Origin of the sequence: Bradyrhizobium sp. 132, from assembly GCF_023074185.1 — a bacterium.
GTDB lineage: Bacteria > Pseudomonadota > Alphaproteobacteria > Rhizobiales > Xanthobacteraceae > Bradyrhizobium.
Window position 1 is genome coordinate 20,897 of sequence record NZ_JADPKY010000132.1, and the last position, 21,878, is coordinate 42,774.

At 63.8% G+C, this 21,878-nt stretch carries 18 protein-coding genes; 6 read left to right on the top strand and 12 right to left on the bottom strand.

Features of this window, described 5'->3' with window-relative positions; genetic code table 11:
- The first annotated feature begins 6 nt into the window (after positions 1-6).
- On the top strand, positions 7-753 hold the full coding sequence (locus IVA74_RS28115) for a hypothetical protein (RefSeq protein WP_247349691.1): 747 nt from the start codon (positions 7-9) through the stop codon (positions 751-753).
- Here IVA74_RS28115 and IVA74_RS28120 read toward each other — a convergent pair.
- The 12 genes from IVA74_RS28120 to IVA74_RS28175 all read right to left on the bottom strand — a co-directional run bounded on the left by IVA74_RS28120 (position 750) and on the right by IVA74_RS28175 (position 14,536).
- Complete coding sequence (locus tag IVA74_RS28120; protein ID WP_247349693.1) at positions 750-1,637, bottom strand: ABC transporter permease; 888 nt, start codon at positions 1,635-1,637, stop codon at positions 750-752. The genes IVA74_RS28115 and IVA74_RS28120 overlap by 4 nt on opposite strands.
- A gap of 3 nt (positions 1,638-1,640) precedes the next feature.
- Positions 1,641-2,582, bottom strand: coding sequence for an ABC transporter permease (locus IVA74_RS28125; RefSeq protein ID WP_247349695.1), 942 nt, complete (start codon positions 2,580-2,582; stop codon positions 1,641-1,643).
- Positions 2,583-2,613: 31 nt separating this feature from the next.
- Positions 2,614-4,125, bottom strand: coding sequence for an ABC transporter substrate-binding protein (locus IVA74_RS28130; RefSeq protein ID WP_247349697.1), 1,512 nt, complete (start codon positions 4,123-4,125; stop codon positions 2,614-2,616).
- Between the two features lie 23 nt (positions 4,126-4,148).
- Positions 4,149-5,249 carry a dipeptide ABC transporter ATP-binding protein gene (locus IVA74_RS28135; RefSeq protein WP_247349698.1) on the bottom strand — a complete coding sequence of 367 codons (1,101 nt, stop codon included), beginning with the start codon at positions 5,247-5,249 and terminating at the stop codon, positions 4,149-4,151.
- Positions 5,249-6,238, bottom strand: coding sequence for an ABC transporter ATP-binding protein (locus tag IVA74_RS28140; RefSeq protein ID WP_247349699.1), 990 nt, complete (start codon positions 6,236-6,238; stop codon positions 5,249-5,251). The genes IVA74_RS28135 and IVA74_RS28140 overlap by 1 nt, the downstream gene beginning before the upstream one ends.
- Complete coding sequence (locus tag IVA74_RS28145; RefSeq protein ID WP_247349700.1) at positions 6,235-6,945, bottom strand: DUF1028 domain-containing protein; 711 nt, start codon at positions 6,943-6,945, stop codon at positions 6,235-6,237. Before IVA74_RS28145 ends, IVA74_RS28140 begins: the two co-directional genes overlap by 4 nt.
- Before the next feature lie 10 nt (positions 6,946-6,955).
- The gene (locus tag IVA74_RS28150) at positions 6,956-8,761 is read right to left on the bottom strand and encodes a gamma-glutamyltransferase family protein (RefSeq protein ID WP_247349701.1); all 1,806 of its coding nucleotides are present in this window, start codon (positions 8,759-8,761) and stop codon (positions 6,956-6,958) included.
- An 81-nt stretch (positions 8,762-8,842) separates the two neighbouring features.
- Positions 8,843-9,832 carry an oligopeptide/dipeptide ABC transporter ATP-binding protein gene (locus IVA74_RS28155; RefSeq protein ID WP_247349702.1) on the bottom strand — a complete coding sequence of 330 codons (990 nt, stop codon included), beginning with the start codon at positions 9,830-9,832 and terminating at the stop codon, positions 8,843-8,845.
- Positions 9,829-10,815, bottom strand: coding sequence for an ABC transporter ATP-binding protein (locus tag IVA74_RS28160; RefSeq protein WP_247349703.1), 987 nt, complete (start codon positions 10,813-10,815; stop codon positions 9,829-9,831). Before IVA74_RS28160 ends, IVA74_RS28155 begins: the two co-directional genes overlap by 4 nt.
- Before the next feature lie 58 nt (positions 10,816-10,873).
- The gene (locus IVA74_RS28165; protein WP_247349704.1) at positions 10,874-11,845 is read right to left on the bottom strand and encodes an ABC transporter permease; all 972 of its coding nucleotides are present in this window, start codon (positions 11,843-11,845) and stop codon (positions 10,874-10,876) included.
- A 10-nt stretch (positions 11,846-11,855) separates the two neighbouring features.
- Positions 11,856-12,836, bottom strand: coding sequence for an ABC transporter permease (locus IVA74_RS28170; protein WP_247349705.1), 981 nt, complete (start codon positions 12,834-12,836; stop codon positions 11,856-11,858).
- Between the two features lie 104 nt (positions 12,837-12,940).
- Positions 12,941-14,536, bottom strand: a complete 1,596-nt coding sequence (locus IVA74_RS28175) for an ABC transporter substrate-binding protein (protein WP_247349706.1) — start codon at positions 14,534-14,536, stop codon at positions 12,941-12,943.
- 294 nt (positions 14,537-14,830) lie between these two features.
- Between IVA74_RS28175 and IVA74_RS28180 the strand changes: the two genes are divergently transcribed.
- From IVA74_RS28180 to IVA74_RS28200, 5 genes are all read left to right on the top strand, one after another.
- Complete coding sequence (locus IVA74_RS28180; RefSeq protein ID WP_247349707.1) at positions 14,831-15,088, top strand: DUF6489 family protein; 258 nt, start codon at positions 14,831-14,833, stop codon at positions 15,086-15,088.
- The gene (locus IVA74_RS28185) at positions 15,088-15,888 is read left to right on the top strand and encodes an alpha/beta hydrolase (RefSeq protein ID WP_247349709.1); all 801 of its coding nucleotides are present in this window, start codon (positions 15,088-15,090) and stop codon (positions 15,886-15,888) included. Before IVA74_RS28180 ends, IVA74_RS28185 begins: the two co-directional genes overlap by 1 nt.
- 45 nt (positions 15,889-15,933) lie before the next feature.
- A complete protein-coding gene (locus IVA74_RS28190; protein WP_247349710.1) occupies positions 15,934-17,484 on the top strand; it encodes a wax ester/triacylglycerol synthase family O-acyltransferase in 1,551 nt (516 codons plus the stop codon).
- A 10-nt stretch (positions 17,485-17,494) separates the two neighbouring features.
- Positions 17,495-18,487, top strand: a complete 993-nt coding sequence (locus IVA74_RS28195; RefSeq protein WP_247350237.1) for an alpha/beta hydrolase — start codon at positions 17,495-17,497, stop codon at positions 18,485-18,487.
- A 130-nt stretch (positions 18,488-18,617) separates the two neighbouring features.
- Positions 18,618-21,854, top strand: coding sequence for a cytochrome P450 (locus IVA74_RS28200; protein WP_247349711.1), 3,237 nt, complete (start codon positions 18,618-18,620; stop codon positions 21,852-21,854).
- Positions 21,855-21,878 lie beyond the last annotated feature (24 nt).

The following is a 21,878-nucleotide window of genomic DNA, read 5'->3' on the forward strand; positions in this document are numbered from 1 at the left end:
TCCGACATGACACGCGAATTCTCCGCCGGCAATTACCGCTTTATCCCGTCCGTGTTCCAGTATTCAGCCGGTGCGGCCGCGGATGACGGCTATGAGATCGAGCGCGTCCGCTTCGACCGCCCGGTGCCGCTCGCGGAAGGGTTTGCGCTTGCCGCGAAGTACATCCAGGAGGCGGGGCGGCCACTGACGGCGTTCTGTGCCTGCGAGCTGCGCTCACCGGCGGCCTTCAGCGAGGAAGGTTTTCGCGCGTTCAACCTGCACTATGTGAAGACGCTGTCCGAATGGGGCATCTTCGACGGCACCACCAATCCGGTGGCGCGCAGCAATGTCTGTCCCGAGATCGATCCGCCGGCCGAGCCGTCGTTCTATGCGTTCTCCTTCACGCGGCCGACGAGCTCGAAGACGCCGAGCTTCGTGATCGCCGGCGGCGCCGAGGCGCGCGAGGGCGGCGGATCCTATGTCGAGCGCACCGTGCGCTACCGCGACCTCAGCCCGGAGGGCCTGCGCGAGAAGGTCCGCTTCACGACGACCTCGCAGATGGAGAACCGGATGACGGCCTTCGGCTTCGGCTGGAAGGACACGACCGGCGTGCAAGCCTATTCCGTGCACGACTTCCACCACGCGCTGGTCGACGAGCTGGTCCGCCGCGGCGCGCTGCGCTCCGGCCTGTCCTGGCACTATGCCCGGCCGCCGGTGGTCGATCTCGAATACGAGATGGATTGCCGCCGGGTGATGCGAGAGATGGTGATCTAGCGCTGGCGCGGATCGAGCGCGTCGCGCAGGCCGTCGCCGAGCAGGTTCAGCGACAGCACCACGAGGAAGATCGCAAGCCCCGGCCAGATCGCCATCCAGGGCGCCTGGGTCAAGAAGCGCTGTGCCGCATTGAGCATGCTGCCCCAGGACGGCGCGGGTGGCTGCTGGCCGAGGCCGAGGAAGGACAGCGCTGCTTCGGCGATGATGGCGGCGGCGATCGACAGTGTCGCCTGCACCAGAAGCGGAGGCAGGATGTTCGGCAGGATATGCGAAAATGCGATCCGCCACGGCGGATTGCCGAGCGCGCGAGCCGCCTCGACATAATCCTCGGCCTTGACGTTCAACACCAGCCCGCGGGTCAGGCGGATGAAGATCGGGGTGGCTGAGATACCGATCGCGATCATGGCGTTGCCGAGGCTCGGACCGAGGAACGCGGCGAGTGCGATCGCCAGGATCAGGAACGGGCAGGCCAGCATCGCGTCGGTGATCCGGCTGATCAGCGCATCGACAAAACCGCCACGATAGCCGGCGAGCAGGCCGAGCGGCACGCCGATGCCGAGCGCAATCGTAACCGAGATCAGGCCCGCGAGCAGCGATGCGCGCGCGCCGTAGACGACACGGCTCAGGATATCGCGGCCGAGCTCGTCGGTGCCGAACCAGTGCGCCGCGGTGGGCGGCTTGCGCACCAGGCTCCAGCTCGTCGCTATGGGATCATAGGGCACGACGAGTGGCGCAAGCAGCGCGAAGCCGATGAACAAGGTGATGACGACAAGTCCAAATACCGCCGCCTTGCGCTTGAACAGCCGCCGCCGCGCGCGGCGCGCCGGGCTGTCCAGCTCGTAGGCCTGGGTGGTGGGACTTGCTGATAGCGCAGCGTCGCTCATCGCCTAGCCCCTTAGCCGCGGATTGACGAGGACATAGGCGACGTCGGCAACGAGGTTGAGGGTAATGTAAACCGTCGCCGTGACCAGCACCACACCCTGCACCACCGCATAGTCGCGGTTGAACACCGCGTCCACGATCAGCTTGCCGAAACCGGGAATGGAGAAAATCTGTTCGGTCAGCACGGCGCCTGACAGCAATGTGCCGAGTTCGAGCGCGCCGAGCGTGATGATAGGCGTCAGCGCATTGCGCATGGCGTGCTTGAGGATGACCGAGCGTTCCGACAGTCCCTTCGCGCGCGCGGTGCGGACATAATCGCTTTCCAGCACCTGGAGCATGGCGCTGCGGGTATGCCGCATCAAAACCGCGGAAATCGCATTGCCGAGTACGAAGGCGGGCATGATGGTGGCAGCCAGACTCGCGCGCCAGTTTTCGGTGAGCGGCACGTAACCCGAAGCCGGCAGCCAGCCAAGTTCGATCGAGAACAGGAAGATCAGCATAATGCCGAGCCAGAAATTCGGCGTCGAGATGCCCCATAGCGCGAACAAATTCGCGCCATAGTCCCAGGCAGTACCCTTCTTAACGGCGGAGACGATGCCGGCGGGAATGCCGATGAAGAACGCGATCAGGATCGCCATCGATCCGAGCTGGAGCGTCACCGGCAGCTTCTGCGCGATCAGCTCGCGCACCGGCATCTTGTTGCGCAAGGACTCGCCGAAATCGCCTGATAGAACGCCCTTGAGCCAATAGACGTACTGTACCGGGATGGGCTTATCGAGCTTATACTGCTGCCGGATCTGTTCGATCACGGCGGGATCTCGCTCCTCCCCGGCCATCACCAGCGCGGGATCGCCCGGCAATAATTGCTGGAGCGAGAAGATCAGCACCGACACGAAGAACAGTGTCGGCACAATCTGCGCGATGCGATGGGCGAGGAAGTTCAGCATGGCTCGGATCGCGTCCTGGAGGCGGCCTCGATCACTTGAACTTCAACCCGACCACCCGCACCAGCCCGTCGGGCATCTGCTTGTAGCCCTGCAGCTTGGTCGTATGCGCGATCAGGAGCGTGCGGTGATAGATGTAGATGATGGGCAGATCGTCGAGCAGGATTTTCGCCAGCTTTTGGTAGATCGCCTTGCGCTCCTCGACATTGGACGTCATCCGTCCATCTTCCATCAGCTTGTCGGCATCCGGGTTTGCGTACACGCCGTCATTCTGCGCCGCCTTGCTGCGCATGAAGATGTAGGAATTGCCGTCGGGATCGATGCGGCCGCTCCAGTTGATCTGGAAAACCTGGAACTCGCCGGCCTGGGCCTGCTTGAAGGTCGTCGCGAACTCGACGGCGCGGATCTTGATGTCGAAGCCCGCTTCCGCGGCCATCGACTGGACCACCTGGGCGACGGCTTCATTCTCCGCGCCCTTGGGGATCATGTAATCCACGGTCACGGGCAGCGTGACCCCGGCTTCCTTCAACAGCGCTTTCGCCTTCGCGATGTCACGGCCGTGGACCGGGAAGGCCTTCTGGTAATAGGGATGTGTCGGGCTGACCCATTGATTGCCCGGCGTGAACTCGCCGTTGAAGACGACCTGATTGAGGGCTTCGCGGTCGATGGAAAGGTCGAGCGCCTGGCGGACTTTGGCCGACTGGCTCAGCGGCCCCTTGGTCTTGTCGTTACCGATGTTGACGGTCAGGCCGAGATAGCCGAGCTCGGGCGCCGTCGACAGCACCAGCCGGGAATCGGCGCGCACGTCCTTGATATCGGTGGCGAGCACGCGCTCGATCAAATCGAGTCCGCCGGACTTCAGATTGGCGAGGCGGACGGTGGCATCGACGATCGGCAGGAATACGACCCGGTCGATATGGATGTTGTCCTTGTTCCAGTAGTCGGCAAATTTTTCGAACACCATGCGGTCCTGCTGGACGCGTTCGACAAATTTGTAAGGTCCTGCGCAGACCGGATGCAGGCCGAACTTGTCGCCGGCCTCCTTCGCCGCCTTCGGCGACACCATCATGCCGGAGCGGTCGGTGAGCTGGGCAATCAGCGGCGAGTAGGGGGTCTTGAGCACCAGCTTGATGGTCAGGGGATCGACGACCTCGACATGGTCGACGCTGGCAAGCTCGGGCTTCCGGAACGAGGTCGGCAGCGTCATGTGACGCTCGATCGAGAACTTTGCGGCCTCCGCGTCCAGCGGCTCGCCGTCATGAAACTTGACGTTGGGTCGGAGCTTGATCGTCATCTCCTTGCCGTCGGCCGAGGTCTCGTGTGACAGCGCGAGCTGCGGCACGATGTTCAGCTTCTCGTCGATGTCGAACAACTTGTCGCAGAAGGCGGAGAATACGATGCGGCCGACATAGGTGCGGCCGACACTGGGGTCGAGAATGTCGGGGTCCTCGGCGATGCCGATGCGAAGCGTCGTCTGGGCCTGGGCGCCGCCCACGAGCGACGTCAGCAATGCCGACGTCAGGATCGCCAAACGCATGAAACTCATCGCTCTCACCCTCTGTTTGACGGCTAGGCCGGGTCGGTCCTCAATGAACTAACCCCGCCGGCGCGTGCTGCTTCCGGGCCGCCGCTGAAGGCGGCGACCAATTTTTCAAGAACCGGCGAGAAGCCGCCGTCGGACGGGACGATCGCCTCGGACGACGGCAGTTCCGACGTTCGGTGGCACGCCGTTGCATGTCCGATGCCATCCGGCAGCAGCTGTGGCATTTCGCTGCGGCAGCGCTCGACCACATAGGGGCAGCGGGTGTGGAAGCGGCATCCCGACGGCGGATTCAGCGCGCTGGGGATCTCTCCCTCAAGCACGATCCGGCTGCGCTTTGCCCGCGGTTTAGGCACGGGGATCGCGGACAATAGCGCCCGGCTATAGGGATGGCGGGGTGCAGCGAACAGCGCGTCCGCCGCCGCCGTCTCGACGATCTGGCCGAGATTCATCACCGCCACATGGTCGGCGATGTGCTTGACCACGGCGAGGTCATGCGAGACGAAAATGTAGGCGAGGCCGAGCCGGTCCTGGAGTTCGCGCAGCAGATTGAGGATCTGCGAGCGAATCGAGACGTCGAGCGCCGAGACCGGCTCATCACAGATGATCAGTTTTGGCTCGACCGCGAGCGCGCGGGCAATCGCGATGCGCTGTCGCTGGCCGCCGGAGAATTCGTGCGGGTAACGCCGGGCCAGCCGCGGCTCCAGCCCGACCAGCCGCAAGATCTCCTCGACGCGCTCGCGCCGCTGTGCCGCCGGCACGAGATCATGCAGCGCCAGCGGCTCGGTCAGGATCTGGCCGACCGTCATGCGTGGGTTGAGCGAGGCGTAGGGATCCTGGAAAATGATCTGCGCCTCGCGGCGGAAGGCGCGCAGCGCGCCGGCGTCAAGGGAGAGGAGATCGCGGCCTTCGAAGCGGATTGTGCCTGCATCCGGCTCGATCAGCCGCAGCACCAGGCGGCTGACAGTGGATTTGCCGCAGCCGGATTCGCCGACCAGCGCCAGCGTCTTGCCGGCCTCCAGCGAGAAGGAAACGCCATCAACCGCTTTGACATGCGCCAGCGCCCGGCCGAACAGCGAGCGCTCGGCGACGAAATGCTTGACCAGGCCTTCGACCTCGAGCAGCGCCATCAGGACACCAGGCGCTCGAGCGGCGCGCGGATACAGCGCGAGAGGTGGCCGGGGCTCGCTTCGACGAGCGGCGGCAGTGCCTTGGTGCAGGCGTCCAGCACGAAAGGGCAGCGCGCGGCGAAACGACAGCCCGCGGGGGGATGCATCATGTTCGGGACCATGCCCTCGATCGTGGCAAGCTGTTCGGCGCGATGGTCCAGCCGCGGGATCGAGCCGAGCAGGCCGACGGTGTAGGGATGCTGCGGCGCCGAGAACAATTCGTCGACCGGCGCGCGTTCGACGATCTCGCCGGCATACATGACGGCGACCTCATCGCAGACTTCGGCGACTACGCCGAGATCGTGGGTGATCAGGATGATCGCGGCGCCGCTCGCCGCCTTCAACTCCCGCATCAACTCGAGGATCTGCGCCTGCAAGGTGACGTCGAGCGCGGTGGTCGGTTCGTCCGCGATCAGCAGCCGCGGGTCGCAGGCGAGCGCCATCGCGATCATGACGCGTTGGCGCATGCCGCCGGAGAGCTTGTGCGGATATTCGTCGATCCGCCGCTCGGGCGAGGGAATGTGAACGCGACGCAGCAGTTCGATTGTCCGGTCGCGCGCGCTGCGGCGTGAGCCGCCGCGGTGGCGCAGAATCGTCTCGATGATCTGGTCGCCGATGGTGAAGCTCGGATTGAGCGAGGTCATCGGCTCCTGAAAGATCATCGCGAGCCGGTTGCCGCGGAGGTCCCGCAATATCTGGTCTGGTACCTGCAACAGATCGAAGCCGTCAAAACGGATCGCGCCTGAGATCTCCGCGCTCTGTTTCGGCAGCAGGCCCATGATCGCCAGCGAGGTCACGCTCTTGCCGCAGCCGGATTCGCCGACGAGGCCGAGCGTCGCGCCATTGGCGACGCTGAGATCGACGCTGTCGACCGCGTGGGTGATGCGGCCGTCGTCGCCGTGAAAACGGATGCGGAGATCCCTGATCTCGATGAGGGGGCTCGCGTTCATGACCGTTTTGCGCGCGCTGCGGCGATGCTGGCGTCGATGACGCTGCGATCGGTGTTGCCTGCCGGGTTCTGCCGCGTTGGCATCGAGTCGCGAAAGTGAACCCACAGCTCCTGGCTGACTTGTTCGAGCCGTTCGAGTTCGCCGAGCGGATCGGGATGATCGTCGGCACGTACGTCCAGGACCGGCCATTCCTCCTCGCCATGGATCAGGAGCGCCGCGGACTGCTTGCCGCGTTTGTCCCCGCCGGCGGCCTCGCCCGCGCGCATCGCGGCGAGCAAGCGGCGCGGGAAGGGCAGGCTGTCATTGGCGATATAGGTTCTTGCGGTCTCGTCGAGCACGTCGGCGCCCGCGAGCATGTTGCCGGCGATCGAAAAGCCGCTGCCCGCGAGGTGCCCGCACCAGTCGACGCAGTCGCGCCCGGTATGCGCCGCGATCTCGCCGCTCGCATCCATGATGTGGATCTGGCGGCTCTCGCGGCCATCGTCGGTCGCGAGCAGGGCGGCCAGCACGTCGTGCGCATTGAGACCCTCACGCAACAGCTTGACGCCGTCGATGCCGTAATAGGGATTGACGAAGGCCTGCGTCGCGATGGCGCCGAGACCGGCAGCGATATAAGGGACACGCGCGCCGACGGCGAAGAAGCGCGTGGCAACGGCGATGCCGAACTGACCGGTGGCGGAATCTCGCGCGATGATCGACCAGGTCATATGCTGCCCTTTAGCGCCCTGCGGCGTAGCCCTGCATGCCGCGCGGATTGGCGGCGGCGCGCCGTCGTACACCGACGCGGGAGGCGGCGGTGAGGCGGCCTTCCGACCAGTCCGATCCGACTTCGACGATATGTCCGCGTTCGCGAAGATTCTCGATCGTCGCCTTCGGCACGCGGTTCTCGACCACGAGCACGCCGGGGCGCGCGGTGCGCGGCCAGAACGAGATCGGAAAGTGCTCGGAATGCCAGGCCGGCGCATCGATGGCTTCCTGGAGATTGAGGTTGCAATGGACGTGCCGCAGGAAAAACTGCGTGATCCACTGATCCTGCTGGTCGCCGCCGGGCGAGCCCCAAGCCAGGTAAGGCTCGCCGTCACGCAATGCCATGGTGGGTGAGAGTGTGGTGCGCGGTCGCTTGCCGGGCGCGAGCGCCGCGGGGTGGTCCTCCTCCAGCCAGAACATCTGGGCGCGGCTGCCGAGGCAGAAGCCGAGCTCCGGAATGATCGGAGAGGATTGCAGCCAGCCGCCCGACGGCGTCGACGACACCATGTTGCCGGCCTTGTCGATGATGTCGAAATGCACGGTGTCGCCGCGCACCTCGCCAAAACGCCCCACTGTCGGCTCGCCGGCGCCGAGCGCGCCGACCGCCTCGCGCTGCCCCTCGGCACGGCGCAACTTGACCACGCCGCCAAAGCCCTCGATCGAGCCGGGGAGGAAGTCGAGCGAAGCCTTGTCGGTGACGAGCTTGCGTCGTTCGTCGTTATAGGCGTCCGACAACAGCGTCGCGATCGGGATATCGCTGAACTTGGGGTCGCCGTAGAATTTCTCGCGGTCGGCAAAGGCGAGCTTGGCGCATTCGATCTGGAGATGGATGAACTCAGGTCCGGTCGGATCGAGCCCATCGAGCGCAAAGCCCTTGAGCAGCGCGAGTTGCTGCAGCGTCACCGGACCCTGGCTCCAGACTCCGGCCTTGCAGACAGTGTAGCGGCCATAATCGTAGGTGAGCGGGGCCTCGACCGTGGGCTGCCAGCGCGCCATGTCATCGGCCGACAGCACACCGCGATGCGGCGAGCCGCTGACGTCCATCACCTCCTGGGTGCGGCAGAATTTGTCGACGGCTTCCGCCACAAAGCCATGCGACCACGCCTTTCGGGCGCGCTCGATCTCGGCGTCGCGGTCGCCGCCGTCGCTTTCGGCTTCGCTCAGAATCCGTGCGTAGGTCGCCGCAAGTGTCTTGTTGGTGAAGAGTGTGCCGGGTTTTGGCACTTCGCCGTTCGGGAGATAGACGGCGGCCGACGTCGGCCAGTGCTTGCGGAACAATTGCTCGACAATCTGGATCGTGGCGCAGGCGCGCTCGACCAGAGGATAGCCGTCGCGCGCATAAGAGATCGCAGGCTCCAGCACGTCGCGCACGCGCATCGTCCCATAGTCACGCAGCAGCATCATCCAGGATTCGAAGGTGCCGGGGACGCACGCCGCGAGCAGGCCGGTGCCGGGCACCATGTCGAGGCCTTCGCTCTTGTAATGCGCGATGGTGGCGCGGGCCGGTGCCGGACCCTGGCCGCAGATCACCTCGGTGCGACCGCGCTTGACGTCGTGCACGATGATCGGCACGTCGCCGCCGGGACCGTTCAGATGCGGCTCGACCACCTGGAGCGTGAAAGCGGTGGCGGCCCCGGCGTCGAAGGCGTTGCCGCCCTTTTCCAGGATGGCCATGCCGACGGCGGTCGCGATCCAGTGCGTGGTCGCGACGACCCCGAAGGTGCCCTCGATCTCGGGGCGCGTCGTGAAAGGATCGGGATTGACATTGCTGGCCATGGACTACCTCATTTGCGGCGCGCGCAATTGATCACAGGGCCAAGCCGCCGCCAAATGCGCAGGCTGCATGGCACGCGCGCGTCACGCCGGGACCGAAGCGGTGTTGACGGCGTGGCAGGCGACCCCGTCGATCAGTTCCGGGGCCTCCTTGCGACAGAGATCGAACGCCAGCGGGCAACGGGGGTTGAAGGCGCAGCCGGGGGGCGGGTTGATCGGGTTCGGGATCTCGCCCTTCACCGGAATGCGCTGGCGGCCGCTCATGGCGAGATCAGGCACGGCACCCAGCAGCATCTTGGTGTAGGGCATGCGTGGACGGGCGAACAGCTCGCGCCCCTCTGCGATCTCGACGATGCGTCCGAGATACATCACGCCGACGCGGCTCGCCATGTGGCGGACCACGGCGAGGTTGTGGCTGATGAACATGTAGGTCAGGCCGAACTTGTCCTGGAGGTCGCGCATCAGGTTCAGGATCTGCGCCTGCACGGAGACGTCGAGCGCCGAGGTCGGCTCGTCGCAGACGATGAACTCCGCGTCGGAGGCGAGTGCCCGCGCGATCGCGATGCGCTGGCGCTGGCCGCCCGAGAATTCGTGCGGAAACTTCAATCTGTCGTCGGGATGCAGGCCGACAAGGCTGAGAAGCTCTCCGACGCGCGCCTGGATGTCGCGCTCGCCCTGGATCAGGTCGAAAGCGCGGATCGGCTCGGAGATGATGGCGTCGACCCGGAAGCGCGGGTTCAGGCTCGCATAGGGATCCTGAAAGATCATCTGGATGCGGCGGCGCAGCTTTCGCCGAGCCGGCGCCTGCCGCGGGTCGGTCATCGAGACGCCGTCGATCAGGACGTTGCCGGAGCTCGGCGGCAGCAGGCCGACGACCATCCGCGCCACCGTGGTCTTGCCCGAGCCGGACTCTCCGACCAGTGCAAAAGTCTCGCCCTTCCTGATGTCGAAGGTGACGCCGTCGACGGCCTTGAGATATTCGAGATGGCCGCCCTCGAGCACGCGGTTGAGCCAGGGCTTCGAGACGTCGAAGACGCGCCGCAAACTTGTGGCCTGGACGAAGGGAGTGCTCATGCAGCGCTCTCCGCCGGCACGTTGTCATAGAGGTGGCAGGCAACGGATTGCGTGCCGCGCGGCAGCGGCTCCGGCCTCTCCACGCGACACCGATCGAATGCGAATGCGCAGCGTGGATTGAACGAGCAGCCGCGCGGGATCGCCGACAGGCGCGGCATGGAGCCGGGGATCTGGACCAGGCGTTTGTCGTCGCCGGCAAGCGTGGGGATCGCGCCCATCAGGCCCTTGGCATAGGGATGCAGCGGATTTCTCACGACGTCCTGCACCGGGCCGATCTCGGCGACGCGGCCGGCATACATCACCGCGACACGGTCGGACGCCTCCGCGATGACGCCCATGTCGTGGGTCACCAGCATCACGGCCGTGCCGTGGTCGCGTCCGAGGCGCTTGATGAGCGAGATGATCTGCGCCTGCACGGAGACGTCGAGGGCGGTGGTCGGCTCGTCCGCGATGATCAGCTCCGGCTCGGCGCAAATCGCCAGCGCAATCACCACCCGCTGGCGCATGCCGCCGGAGAATTCGTGGGGATAGCCGTCGATGCGCTTTTCGGGCGCGGGGATTCCGACTTCGGCGAGTAGGTCGATGGCGCGGCGGCGTGCGGCGGTTTCGGACAGGTTCAGATGGGTTTTGATCGTCTCGATGAGTTGGTCGCCGACGCGGTAGAGCGGATTGAGCGATGTGAGGGGGTCCTGGAAGATCATGCCGATCCGTTTTCCCCTGATACGGCGCAGCTCTTCTGGCGGCAGATTGTCGATGCGCAGGCCCGCAAGACGAATCTCGCCGCCGGCGATGCGGCCCGGCGGATCGATCAGGCCGATCACCGCGAGCCCGGTGACCGATTTGCCGGCGCCGGACTCGCCGACCACGCCCAGCACCTCGCCCTTAGCGATATCGAAGGAGACGCCGTCGATGGCGCGTAGCGTGCCCCGGCGGGAGGCGAACTCCACCTGAAGATTGCGCACGGAGAGGATGGGTTCGGTCATGAGCGAGACGCTCTCATCCAAGTATTGCTCATCCAAATCTTGCTCATCAAAGTTTTGCTCATCGCAGCTTCGGGTTTAGCGCGTCGCGCAGCCAGTCGCCGAGCAGGTTGATCGACAGGATCAAGGCAGCGAGCGCGATACCGGGAAAGGCCACGATCCACCATTCGCCCGCGAACAGGTAGTTGTTGCCGATGCGGATCAACGTGCCGAGCGAGGGCATTGTGTCGGGCAGGCCGACGCCGAGGAAGGACAGTGTCGCCTCGGTAATGATGGCGAGCGCGAGGTTGATCGTGGCGATGACCAGGATCGGCCCCATTGTGTTTGGCAGCACATGACGGAACATGATCTTTGGTGCGGGAAGGCCGATCAATTGCGCGGCAGCCACGTAATCCTTGTTCTTCTCGACCATCACGGAACCGCGCACCGTCCGGGCATACCCGACCCAGAAACTCAGGCCGATCGAGATCACCAGCACGATCAGCATGCTGGTTGCATCCAGCCGGTTGCCGAGGATCGATTTCGCGATGCCGTTGACCAGCAGCGCGATCAGGATGGCGGGGAAAGTGAGTTGCACGTCGGCGATCCGCATGATCACGCCGTCGACCGCGCCCCCGAAATAGCCGGCGATCAGACCGAGCGCGATTCCGAGCGCGCCGGCGAAGATTACGCCGGCCACGCCGACGGCGAGCGAGATGCGCAGCCCGTAGAGAATGGCGGAGAACACGTCGCGGCCCTGCTCGTCGGTGCCGAGCAGGAACGGGCTCTGGCCGTCGGCGGTCCAGAGCGGTGAGATCCGGGAATTCATCAATTGGAGCTGCGCCGGATCGAACGGGTCCTGCACCGCGAGCGCGGAGGCAAAGATTGCGAGCAGGAAGAACAGCACGGTAATGGCCGCCGCCACCATGGTCAGCTTGGAGCGGCGAAACGAATAGAAGATGTCGCTGTCGAGTGCACGGCTGAGCCAGCTACGGGCAGCATGCGTCCGCAGCGTGCTCGGCTTGTCGGGATTGGAGACGACCACTTCGGACATGCGGACTGCCTTATGTGGCACGGCCGACGGTCGCGCGCAGGCGCGGATCGACGACCGTGTAGAGGATGTCGACCACCAGATTGATGGTGACGAAGATCAGCGAGACCATCAGCAGGTAGGCGGCCATAATCGGGATATCGACGTTTTGCACGGCCTGCACGAACAGAAGTCCCATGCCGGGCCATTGGAACACGGTTTCGGTGATGATCGAAAATGCAATAACCGAGCCAAACTGCAGTCCGGCTACCGTGATCACGGGAATCAGCGTGTTCTTCAGCGCGTGGCCGAAATGAATGGCACGGGTTGTCAGCCCACGGGCGCGGGCAAAACGAATATAATCGGTCCGAAGCACTTCGAGCATCTCCGCGCGCACCAGCCGCATGATCAGGGTCATCTGGAACAGGCCGAGCGTGATCGAGGGCATGATCAGCGCCTTCAGGCCCGACAATGTGAGCAAGCCCGTGGTCCACCAGCCCAGCTTGACGACCTCGCCGCGGCCGAACGAGGGCAACCAACCCAACGTCACCGCGAACAGATAGATCAGAAGGATGCCGATCAGGAACGTCGGAAGCGAGATGCCGATCAGCGAAACCGCCTGGAATAATTTGGCGAGCACGGTGTCGCGCCTGAGCGCAGAATAGACGCCCATCAGGATGCCGGATACCATTGCAAATACGGTCGCGCAGATCGCAAGTTCCAGGGTGGCGGGCATACGCTCCATCAACAGCGTCGAGACCGGCTGGCGGAACTGATAGGAGACGCCGAACTTGAATTGCGCGGCATCGGCGAAATAGCGCACGAACTGCACCGGCACGGGATCATCGAGGCCCAGCGATTTGCGCACGGCTGCGCGTTCGGCCGCCGGCGTATCGAGCGAGACGATCTGGTTGATGGGGTCGCCGGCGAAGCGGAACATCGAGAACGCGATGATGCCGACGGCGAACATGACGCCGATCGCCTGAACGGCGCGGCGAAGAGTGAAAGCGAGCATGCCTTCCACTTTCCTTGAGTGTGCGTCTGGCCGACGTCTTTGTCGGCCGGAAAAAGAAAGGTCCCGGTAGCCTGACGCTTCCGGGACCTCGTGTTCGACTGACGCTATTCCTTCTTGGTCGCCCAGTGGAACATGACCAGATTGTCGGCGCGCTGCGGCAGGTTGACCTTTTTCGATACGCCCCAGGCCAGCGCCTGCTGGTGCAGCGGAATATAGGCCCAGTCCTTGATGCTGATCTCATACGCCTGCTTGATCAGCTGATTGCGTTTGGTGGTGTCGGTTTCGACCAGCACCTTGTCGGTGATGGCGTCGAATTCCTTGTTGCAATAGCCACCAAGATTGGCTTCGCCCCGCGAGGATTTCGCATCGTCGCGGCATCCCATGATGTCGTTCAGCACATTGTGGGAATCCATCGTGCTCGGCGTCCAGCCCAGCATGAAGAACGAGGTCTGGTAACCACCCTGCTTCAGCACCTTGGCGAAGTACTGCGCCTTGGGCTGTGCCAGCAGATTGATCTTGACGCCGATGCGGGCAAGCATGCCGACGACGGCCTGGCAGATCGCGGCATCGTTGACGTAGCGGTCGTTCGGACAATCCATCGTGACCTCGAAGCCGTCGGGGTAGCCGGCCTCGGTCAGGAGTTTCTTGGCGCCGTCAGGATCGAATTTTGGCCGCGTGAACTCCTTGGACAGTGCGAACAGTTCGGGCGCGATCATCAGTGCCGACGGTGTCGACAGTCCCCGCATCACGCGCGTCTTGATCAGCTCGATATCGATCGCCTTGTAGAACGCCTCCCGGACCTTGACGTCCTTGAACGGGTTCTTGCCCTTGATGTTGGAATAGAGCAGCTCGTCGCGAACCGTGTCGAATCCGATGAAGATGGTGCGAAGCTCCGGCGCCTTCAGCACCTGGGCATTCGGGCTCGCATCGACGCGGGCAATGTCCTGGATCGGCACCGGCTCGATGACGTCGACCTCGCCCGAAAGCAGCGCAGCGACGCGGGTGGCGTCGGAGGCGATCGGGGTGAAGATGATCTCCTTCAGGTTGCCTTCCATCTTGCCCCAGTAATTGGGGTTGGCCTTGAACACGGTCTTCACGCCGGGCTGATGGCTCTCGATGATGAAGGGACCGGTACCGTTCTCGTGCAGCGAGGCGTAGCTCGGCGAGGTCGCGGACACCGGGGTCGGCTCGACGGCCTTGTTCTCCTCAGCCCACTTCTTGTCCATGATGTACCAGACGTCCCACGCCGAATGCAGGATGGGATTGGGCGAGGGCAGGACGAAATCGACCGTGTAGTCGTCGACCTTGACGACCTTGACGTCAGGCGCCAGGCGGGTCTGCATGTTCGAGTTTTTGTTTCGGACACGATCGGCGGAGAACAGCACGTCGTCGGCGGTGAAGGGGTCGCCGTTGTGGAATTTTACGCCCTTTCGCAAATGGAAGCGCCACCGGGTCGGCTCCGGAGTTTCCCAGCTCTCCGCCAGCGCCGGAATGATCTTGAGGTCCTTGTCGCGCGCGGTGAGGCCCTGATAGACGTGACCGAGATGGGCGTGGGTGGTGGACTCGTTCAGCGAGTAGGGATCAAGCGACTTCAGGTCGCCCTGGTTGGCATAGCGCAGCGTCTGGCTCGACGCTGGCGACATCGTCAACGCAAGCATACCGGCGAGCGTCGCCGCAAACAGAGTTCGACCGACTGACATTCTTGACCCTCTCAACTCTGCCGCGCCGTGATTTTTGATTGTTCGGCGGGCGTCCCAATCCATGTTGCCCAGAGTTCTCGACCCGTGCAAGCGCCATTGCAGCAAGGAACGCGCCAAGTTGCACCGCTGTGCAGCAATGCTGACCGACAATCGGGGGACGAGGGGCCGATTTTGATTGACCATATCCATCGAACGCGGAAGCCGGCGCCTAGCCGCGTGCCTCAGGTCGCTTGCGTTGCACACCGTGTCGCGGCGATACTATATGAAGCCGCTCGAATCTCATCTGGAGGGGATATGAAAGTTAATATCGAAATCGACTGCACCCCCCTGGAAGCCCGTCAGTTCTTCGGACTACCCGACGTGATGCCGATGCAGGCCGCGGTGATGGACAAGTTGCAGCAGCAGATGATGTCCAACATCGATAAGGTTTCGCCGGAATCGCTGATCCAGAGCTGGTTCACCTTCGATCCCAAGATCGCGGAGCGGTTTCAGGACATGTTCGTCACCATGGCCGGTCTCGGCGGCACGCGCAGCGGCGACAAGAAGAAATAATGCCGCCCGTCCCGGACGGGCCGCAGTCCTCAGGCCGGCTTCATCCGCCGGGCCTTGGTCTGCTGCTCGCCGAAGCCCGTGGGTTATTCGAATTCAATGCCAGCCTGCTGTTGTCGCCGGTTCTGATGCGTGCGCCGAAAGGCGATGGCCATCCAGTACTGGCGCTGCCGGGCTTTCTCGCCAGCGACTTCTCGATGGCGCCGATGCGGCGCTATCTCGGTGCGCTCGGCTATGAGGCACATGCCTGGCGGATGGGGCGCAACCTCGGCGGGCTGGGACGGATGCGGGATTTGCTGCGCGCCCGTCTCGCTGCAATCCATGCTGCGAGCGGACGCAAGGTCAGTCTGGTTGGATGGAGTCTCGGCGGCGTCTATGCGCGCGATCTCGCGCTCCAGGCGCCCGACATGGTCCGCAATGTCATCACGCTCGGCAGCCCTTTTGCCAATGACATACGAGCGACCAATGCGACGCGGCTCTACGAGATGATGTCCGGCGAACGGGTGGAGGATTTCGCCGAGCTGCGCGAGGCGATCGCCGGCGATCTGCCGGTGCCGGCAACCTCGGTCTATTCGCGTGCCGACGGCATCGTGAACTGGCGGACCTGCCTGCTACGTCCCTCCGACCGCGCCGAGAACATCGAGGTGCACCTGGCGAGCCATATCGGGCTCGGGGTGAATCCCGCAGCGCTTTGGGTCGTGGCGGACCGTCTTGCGCAACCGGAGGGGGAGTTCTCGCCATTTGACCGGGCGGGGCCGTTTGCCATTGCATATGCCCCGCCGGAACAGGCAGTATCGGCCTGACGAGAAGTGCCGCTAAGGCGCCCGTCAAATACTCGGGAGGGAATTATGGCTGACGGTAAGAAGCTGTCGTCGCTGGACGCATCATTTCTTTATCTGGAAACGCCGGAAATGCCGATGCATGTCGGCAGCATGGCCATCTTTCGCCTGCCGGACGACTACAAAGGCGACTTCTTCGAAGACTTCAAGGCAATGATCGTCTCGCGCCTGCACATCGCGCCGATCCTCAAGGCGCGGCTGGAGAAGGCGCCGCTCGACATCGATCATCCTTCCTGGGTCGAGGACGATCAGTTCGACATCGACCGTCACATCTTCCGGGCCAGCCTGCCGCAGCCGCGCGATCGCGCCACGCTCGAGCGCATCGTCGGCTGGATGCACGCCAAGCTCTTGAACCGCGCCCGCCCGCTCTGGGAGTTCTACGTGTTCGAGGGCATGAAGGACAACGAGGTCGGGCTTTATTCCAAGATGCATCATGCCGCCATTGACGGCGGCGCCGGTGCGGCGCTCACCAACATGATCTACGACATCTCGCCGACCCCCCGCAAGGTCGATCCGCCGACTGCAGGAGCCAAGCCCGGACCGGAGCCGCGCGACATCGCCGCGAACCTGCTCGATTCCTATCAGCAGTTCATCACCCAGCCGCTCGATGCATCGGCGGCCGCGAAGAATTTGCAACTGCCGCGCACCGGCAAGAGCGACATCGGCTCGATCCTGTTCGACAATGCGATGTACCAGATCGAGAGCGCGGTGCGCTTCGCCGGCAACATCCCGACCATGGTCAAGAGCGTCTCCGAGGTGCTCGGCAAGATTTCCGATCCGAAGTCGCGCGAGAGTCTCGCCAGCATGGTGTCGCCGCCGACCATGCTCAACAAATCGATCTCGTCCGAGCGCAGCTTCGCCGGCGTCTCGATCTCGCTGTCGCGATCCAAGGCGCTGGCCAAGCAGGCCGGCGGCAAGCTCAACGACGTGGTGCTGGCGCTCGCTTCCGGTGTGGTCCGGCGCTACCTGAAGGAGCACAGCACCCTGCCGGCGAAATCGCTGACCGCGGCGGTGCCGATCTCCTTGCGTGAAGAGGGCAACACCGAGGCCAACAACCAGGTGTTCGGCATGATCTGCTCGATCGCGACCAACATCGAGGATCCCAAGGCGCGGCTGGAAGCCATTATCGCGCAATCGACCAAGTCCAAGGAGATGTCGCATCCGCTGCGGGCGCTGATGCCGCAGATATCCAACATCTCGATGCTGGGCGCGCCGATGATGATGCAGATTCTGGCACTGGTCTACAGCCGCTCGAACCTCTCGGATGTGTTGCCGCCGGCCGCCAACATCACGGTGTCCAACGTACCGGGGCCGCGGCAAACGCTCTACGCCGCGGGCGCCGAGTTGTTGCACATCTTCCCGGTATCAATCTCGACCCATGGACAGGCTCTCAACATCACTGTGCAGAGCTATCGCGACCAGCTCGATTTCGGCTTCATCGTCGGCGCCAACATCATTCCGCATGTGCAGGTGATGTGCGACATGCTGCCGGAGGAGTTTGCCGCACTCGAAGCGGCCTATGCATCCCCGGTGGCCGACATCAAGGGCGCCGCGGAGTAGGAATGTGTCGATGATTGAAATGCCGCCGCTCAAGTTCGCGCAGACGAACGGAATCCGCATGGGCTATTACGAGGCGGGTCCGGCCGATGACAAGCCGATCGTGCTGTGCCACGGCTGGCCCGAGCTTGCTTTCTCCTGGCGCCACCAGATCAAGGCGCTGAGCGAGGCCGGCATCCGGGTGATCGCGCCGGACCAGCGCGGCTATGGTGCGAGCGACCGGCCCGAGCCTGTCGAAGACTACGACATGGAGCATTTGACCGGCGATCTCGTCGGGCTGCTCGATCATCTGAACATCGATAAGGCGATCTTCGTCGGCCACGACTGGGGCGGCTTCGTTGTCTGGCAGATGCCGCTGCGGCATCCATCGCGCGTGGCCGGTGTGGTCGGCGTCAACACGCCGCATTGGGACCGTGCGCCGATCGATCCGATCGCGCTGTTCCGCCAGCGCTTCGGCGATCAGATGTACATCGTCCAATTCCAGGATCCTGCGCGCGAACCGGACAAGATCTTTGGCAGCCGCGTCGAGCAGACCTTTGACGCCTTCATGCGCAAGCCTTTGGCGCGGCCGGAGGCGAAACCGGCTGAGACGCCGATCGCGGGCGTTGGTGCCTCGTCAAAGACCAATCTCGCCTTTCCGCAGATGATCGCGGCCTATGACGCAAAGCACGATCCGCGCACGCCGATCCTGTCGGCCGACGAGAAGAAAATCTTCGTCGATACGTTTACAAGAACCGGCTTCACCGGCGGCATCAATTGGTATCGCAATTTTACGCGCAATTGGGAGCGGTCGAAGGAGCTCGATCATCACGTGCATGTGCCGTCATTGATGATCATGGCGGAGAACGATGCCGTGCTGCCGCCGTCGGCGGCGGATGGCATGGAGAAGCTGATCGGTGATCTCGAGAAATATCTGGTGAAGGACAGCGGCCATTGGACGCAGCAGGAGAAGCCGGAAGAGGTCAGCGCCAAATTGATCGAATGGCGTAGAAGGCGGTTCGGCTAACTGGTCATTGCGAACTCGTCATTGCGAGGAGCGGAGCGACGAAGCAATCCAGGCTGTCTCCGCGGATATATTTCTGGATTGCTTCGCTTCGCTCGCAATGACGACATTGAGGCAGGGGGACTACATTTCGATGTCATCGAAGAACCGTCTGGACCCGATCCCGCAGCCGCCGACCAAGCCGGTGGTCGGCAACATGCTGTCGCTGGATTCGGCGGCTCCGGTGCAGCACCTGACGCGGCTTGCCAAGGAATTAGGCCCGATCTTCTGGCTCGACATGATGGGCTCGCCGATCGTCGTCGTCTCCGGCCACGATCTGGTTGACGAGCTGTCTGACGAGAAGCGGTTCGACAAGGCGGTACGCGGCGCGTTGCGACGCGTGCGCGCGGTCGGTGGTGACGGCCTTTTCACAGCCGACACCAGGGAGCCCAACTGGAGCAAGGCGCACAACATCCTGATCCAGCCGTTCGGCAACCGCGCCATGCAGTCCTATCACCCGAGCATGGTCGACATCGCCGAGCAACTCGTCAGCAAATGGGAGCGGCTCAACGCCGACGACGAGATCGACGTCGTCCACGACATGACGGCGTTGACATTGGACACGATCGGCCTGTGCGGCTTCGAGTACCGCTTCAATTCTTTCTACCGGGGCGACTACCATCCTTTCGTCGAGTCGCTGGTGCGCTCGCTCGAAACCATCATGATGACGCGCGGCCTGCCGTTCGAGCAGATATGGATGCAGAAGCGGCGCAAGACCATGGGCGAAGACGTCGCCTTCATGAACAAAATGGTGGACGAGATCATCGCCGAGCGGCGCAAGAACGCGGATGCGATCGACGACAAGAAGGACATGTTGGCTGCGATGATGACCGGCGTCGACCGCTCGACCGGCGAGCAGCTCGACGACGTCAACATCCGTTACCAGATCAACACGTTCCTGATCGCAGGCCACGAGACCACCAGCGGCCTGTTGTCGTGCACGATCTATGCGCTGCTAAAACACCCGGACATTCTCAAGAAGGCCTATGACGAGGTCGATCGCGTCCTCGGCCCCGACGCCAACGCGAAGCCGACTTACCAGCAGGTGACGCAGCTCACCTACATCGCGCAGATTTTGAAGGAGTCACTGCGGCTGTGGCCGCCGGCGCCGGCCTATGGCATCTCGCCGCTGAACGACGAGACCATCGGCGGCGGCAAGTACAAGCTTCGGAAGGGTACGTTCACCACCATCCTGGTGACCGCGCTGCATCGCGATCCCTCGGTCTGGGGTCCGAACCCGGATGCCTTCGATCCAGAGAATTTCAGCCGTGACGCGGAAGCCAAGCGACCGATCAACGCCTGGAAGCCGTTCGGCAACGGCCAGCGGGCGTGCATCGGCCGCGGCTTCGCCATGCACGAGGCCGCGCTCGCGCTCGGCATGATCCTCCAGCGCTTCAAGCTGATCGACCACCAGCGCTACCAGATGCACCTGAAGGAAACGCTGACGATGAAGCCGGAAGGCTTCAAGATCAAGGTCCGTCCGCGCGCCGATCGCGAGCGCGGCGCTTATGGTGGGACTGTCGCCGCGGCCGCTTCGGCACCGAAGGCACCGCGTCAGCCGACCGCGCGGCTCGGTCACAACACGCCGATGCTGGTTCTCTACGGCTCCAATCTCGGCACCGCCGAGGAACTCGCGACGCGCATGGCCGACCTTGCCGAGATCAACGGCTTTGCCGTGCATCTCGGGCCTCTCGACGACTATGTCGGCAAGCTGCCGCAGGAGGGCGGCGTGCTGATCATCTGCGCCTCCTATAACGGCGCGCCGCCTGACAATGCGGCGCAATTCGTCAAATGGCTCGGCGATGAGCTGCCGAAGGATGCGTTTGCCAATGTGCGCTACGCCGTGTTCGGCTGCGGCAACAGCGACTGGGCTGCGACCTATCAATCGGTGCCGCGCTTCATCGACGAGCAATTGTCGGCGCATGGCGCGCGCGCGGTCTACCCGCGCGGCGAAGGCGATGCGCGCAGCGATCTCGACGGCCAGTTTCAGAAATGGTTCCCGGCGGCCGCCCAGGTGGCGACCAAGGAATTCGGTGTCGACTGGAATTTCACCCGGACCGCGGAGGACGATCCGCTCTACGCGATCGAGCCGGTCGCGGTGACCGCCGTCAACACCATCGTCGCCCAGGGCGGCGCGGTGGCGATGAAGGTGCTGGTCAACGACGAGCTTCAGAACAAGACCGGGACCAATCCCTCGGAGCGCTCGACGCGCCATATCGAGGTGGAACTGCCGTCCAACATTTCGTACCGCGTCGGCGATCATCTGAGTGTGGTCCCGCGCAACGATCCGACGCTGGTGGATTCGGTCGCCCGTCGCTTCGGCTTCCTGCCGGCGGACCAGATCAGGCTTCAAGTCGCCGAAGGCCGTCGCGCGCAATTGCCGGTCGGCGATGCCGTGTCGGTCGGCCGCCTGCTCAGCGAGTTCGTCGAGCTCCAGCAAGTGGCGACACGGAAGCAGATCCAGATCATGGCGGAGCACACGCGTTGCCCCGTCACGAAACCAAAACTGCTGGCCTTCGTTGGCGAGGAGGCCGAGCCGCTTGAGCGTTATCGCAGCGAGATTCTGGCAAGACGAAAATCGGTGTTCGACCTGCTGCTCGAACATCCGGCTTGCGAATTGCCGTTCCATGTCTATCTGGAAATGCTCTCGCTGCTGGCGCCGCGCTATTACTCGATCTCGTCTTCGCCGTCGGTCGATCCGGCGCGTTGCAGCGTCACGATCGGCGTGGTCGAAGGGCCGGCGGCGTCGGGGCGCGGAACCTACAAGGGCATCTGCTCGAACTATCTCGCAAATCGACGCGCGGGCGATGCGATCTATGCAACGGTGCGTGAGACCAAGGCCGGCTTCCGGCTCCCGGATGATCCATCCGTGCCGATCATCATGATCGGACCAGGCACGGGGCTTGCGCCGTTCCGCGGCTTCCTCCAGGAGCGCGCCGCGCGCAAGGCGAAGGGCAGCGCCCTCGGCCCGTCCCTGCTGTTCTTCGGCTGCCGCCATCCCGATCAGGATTTTCTCTACGCGGACGAGCTGAAGGCGCTGGCCGCAAGCGGCATCACCGAGCTGTTCACGGCGTTCTCGCGCGCGGATGGACTGAAGACCTATGTCCAGCACGTCCTCGTCGCGCAGAGGGACAAGGTCTGGCCGCTGATCGTGCAGGGCGCGACCGTCTATGTCTGCGGCGACGGCGGCAAGATGGAGCCCGACGTGAAAGCGGCGCTGGTCGCGATCCATCGTGAGAAGAGCGGCAGCGATGCCGCCACGGCTGCGCGCTGGATCGACGACATGGGCGCGAAGAACCGCTATGTGCTCGACGTCTGGGCGGGTGGGTGATTGTTCGTCCGATCGTGCTAAAGC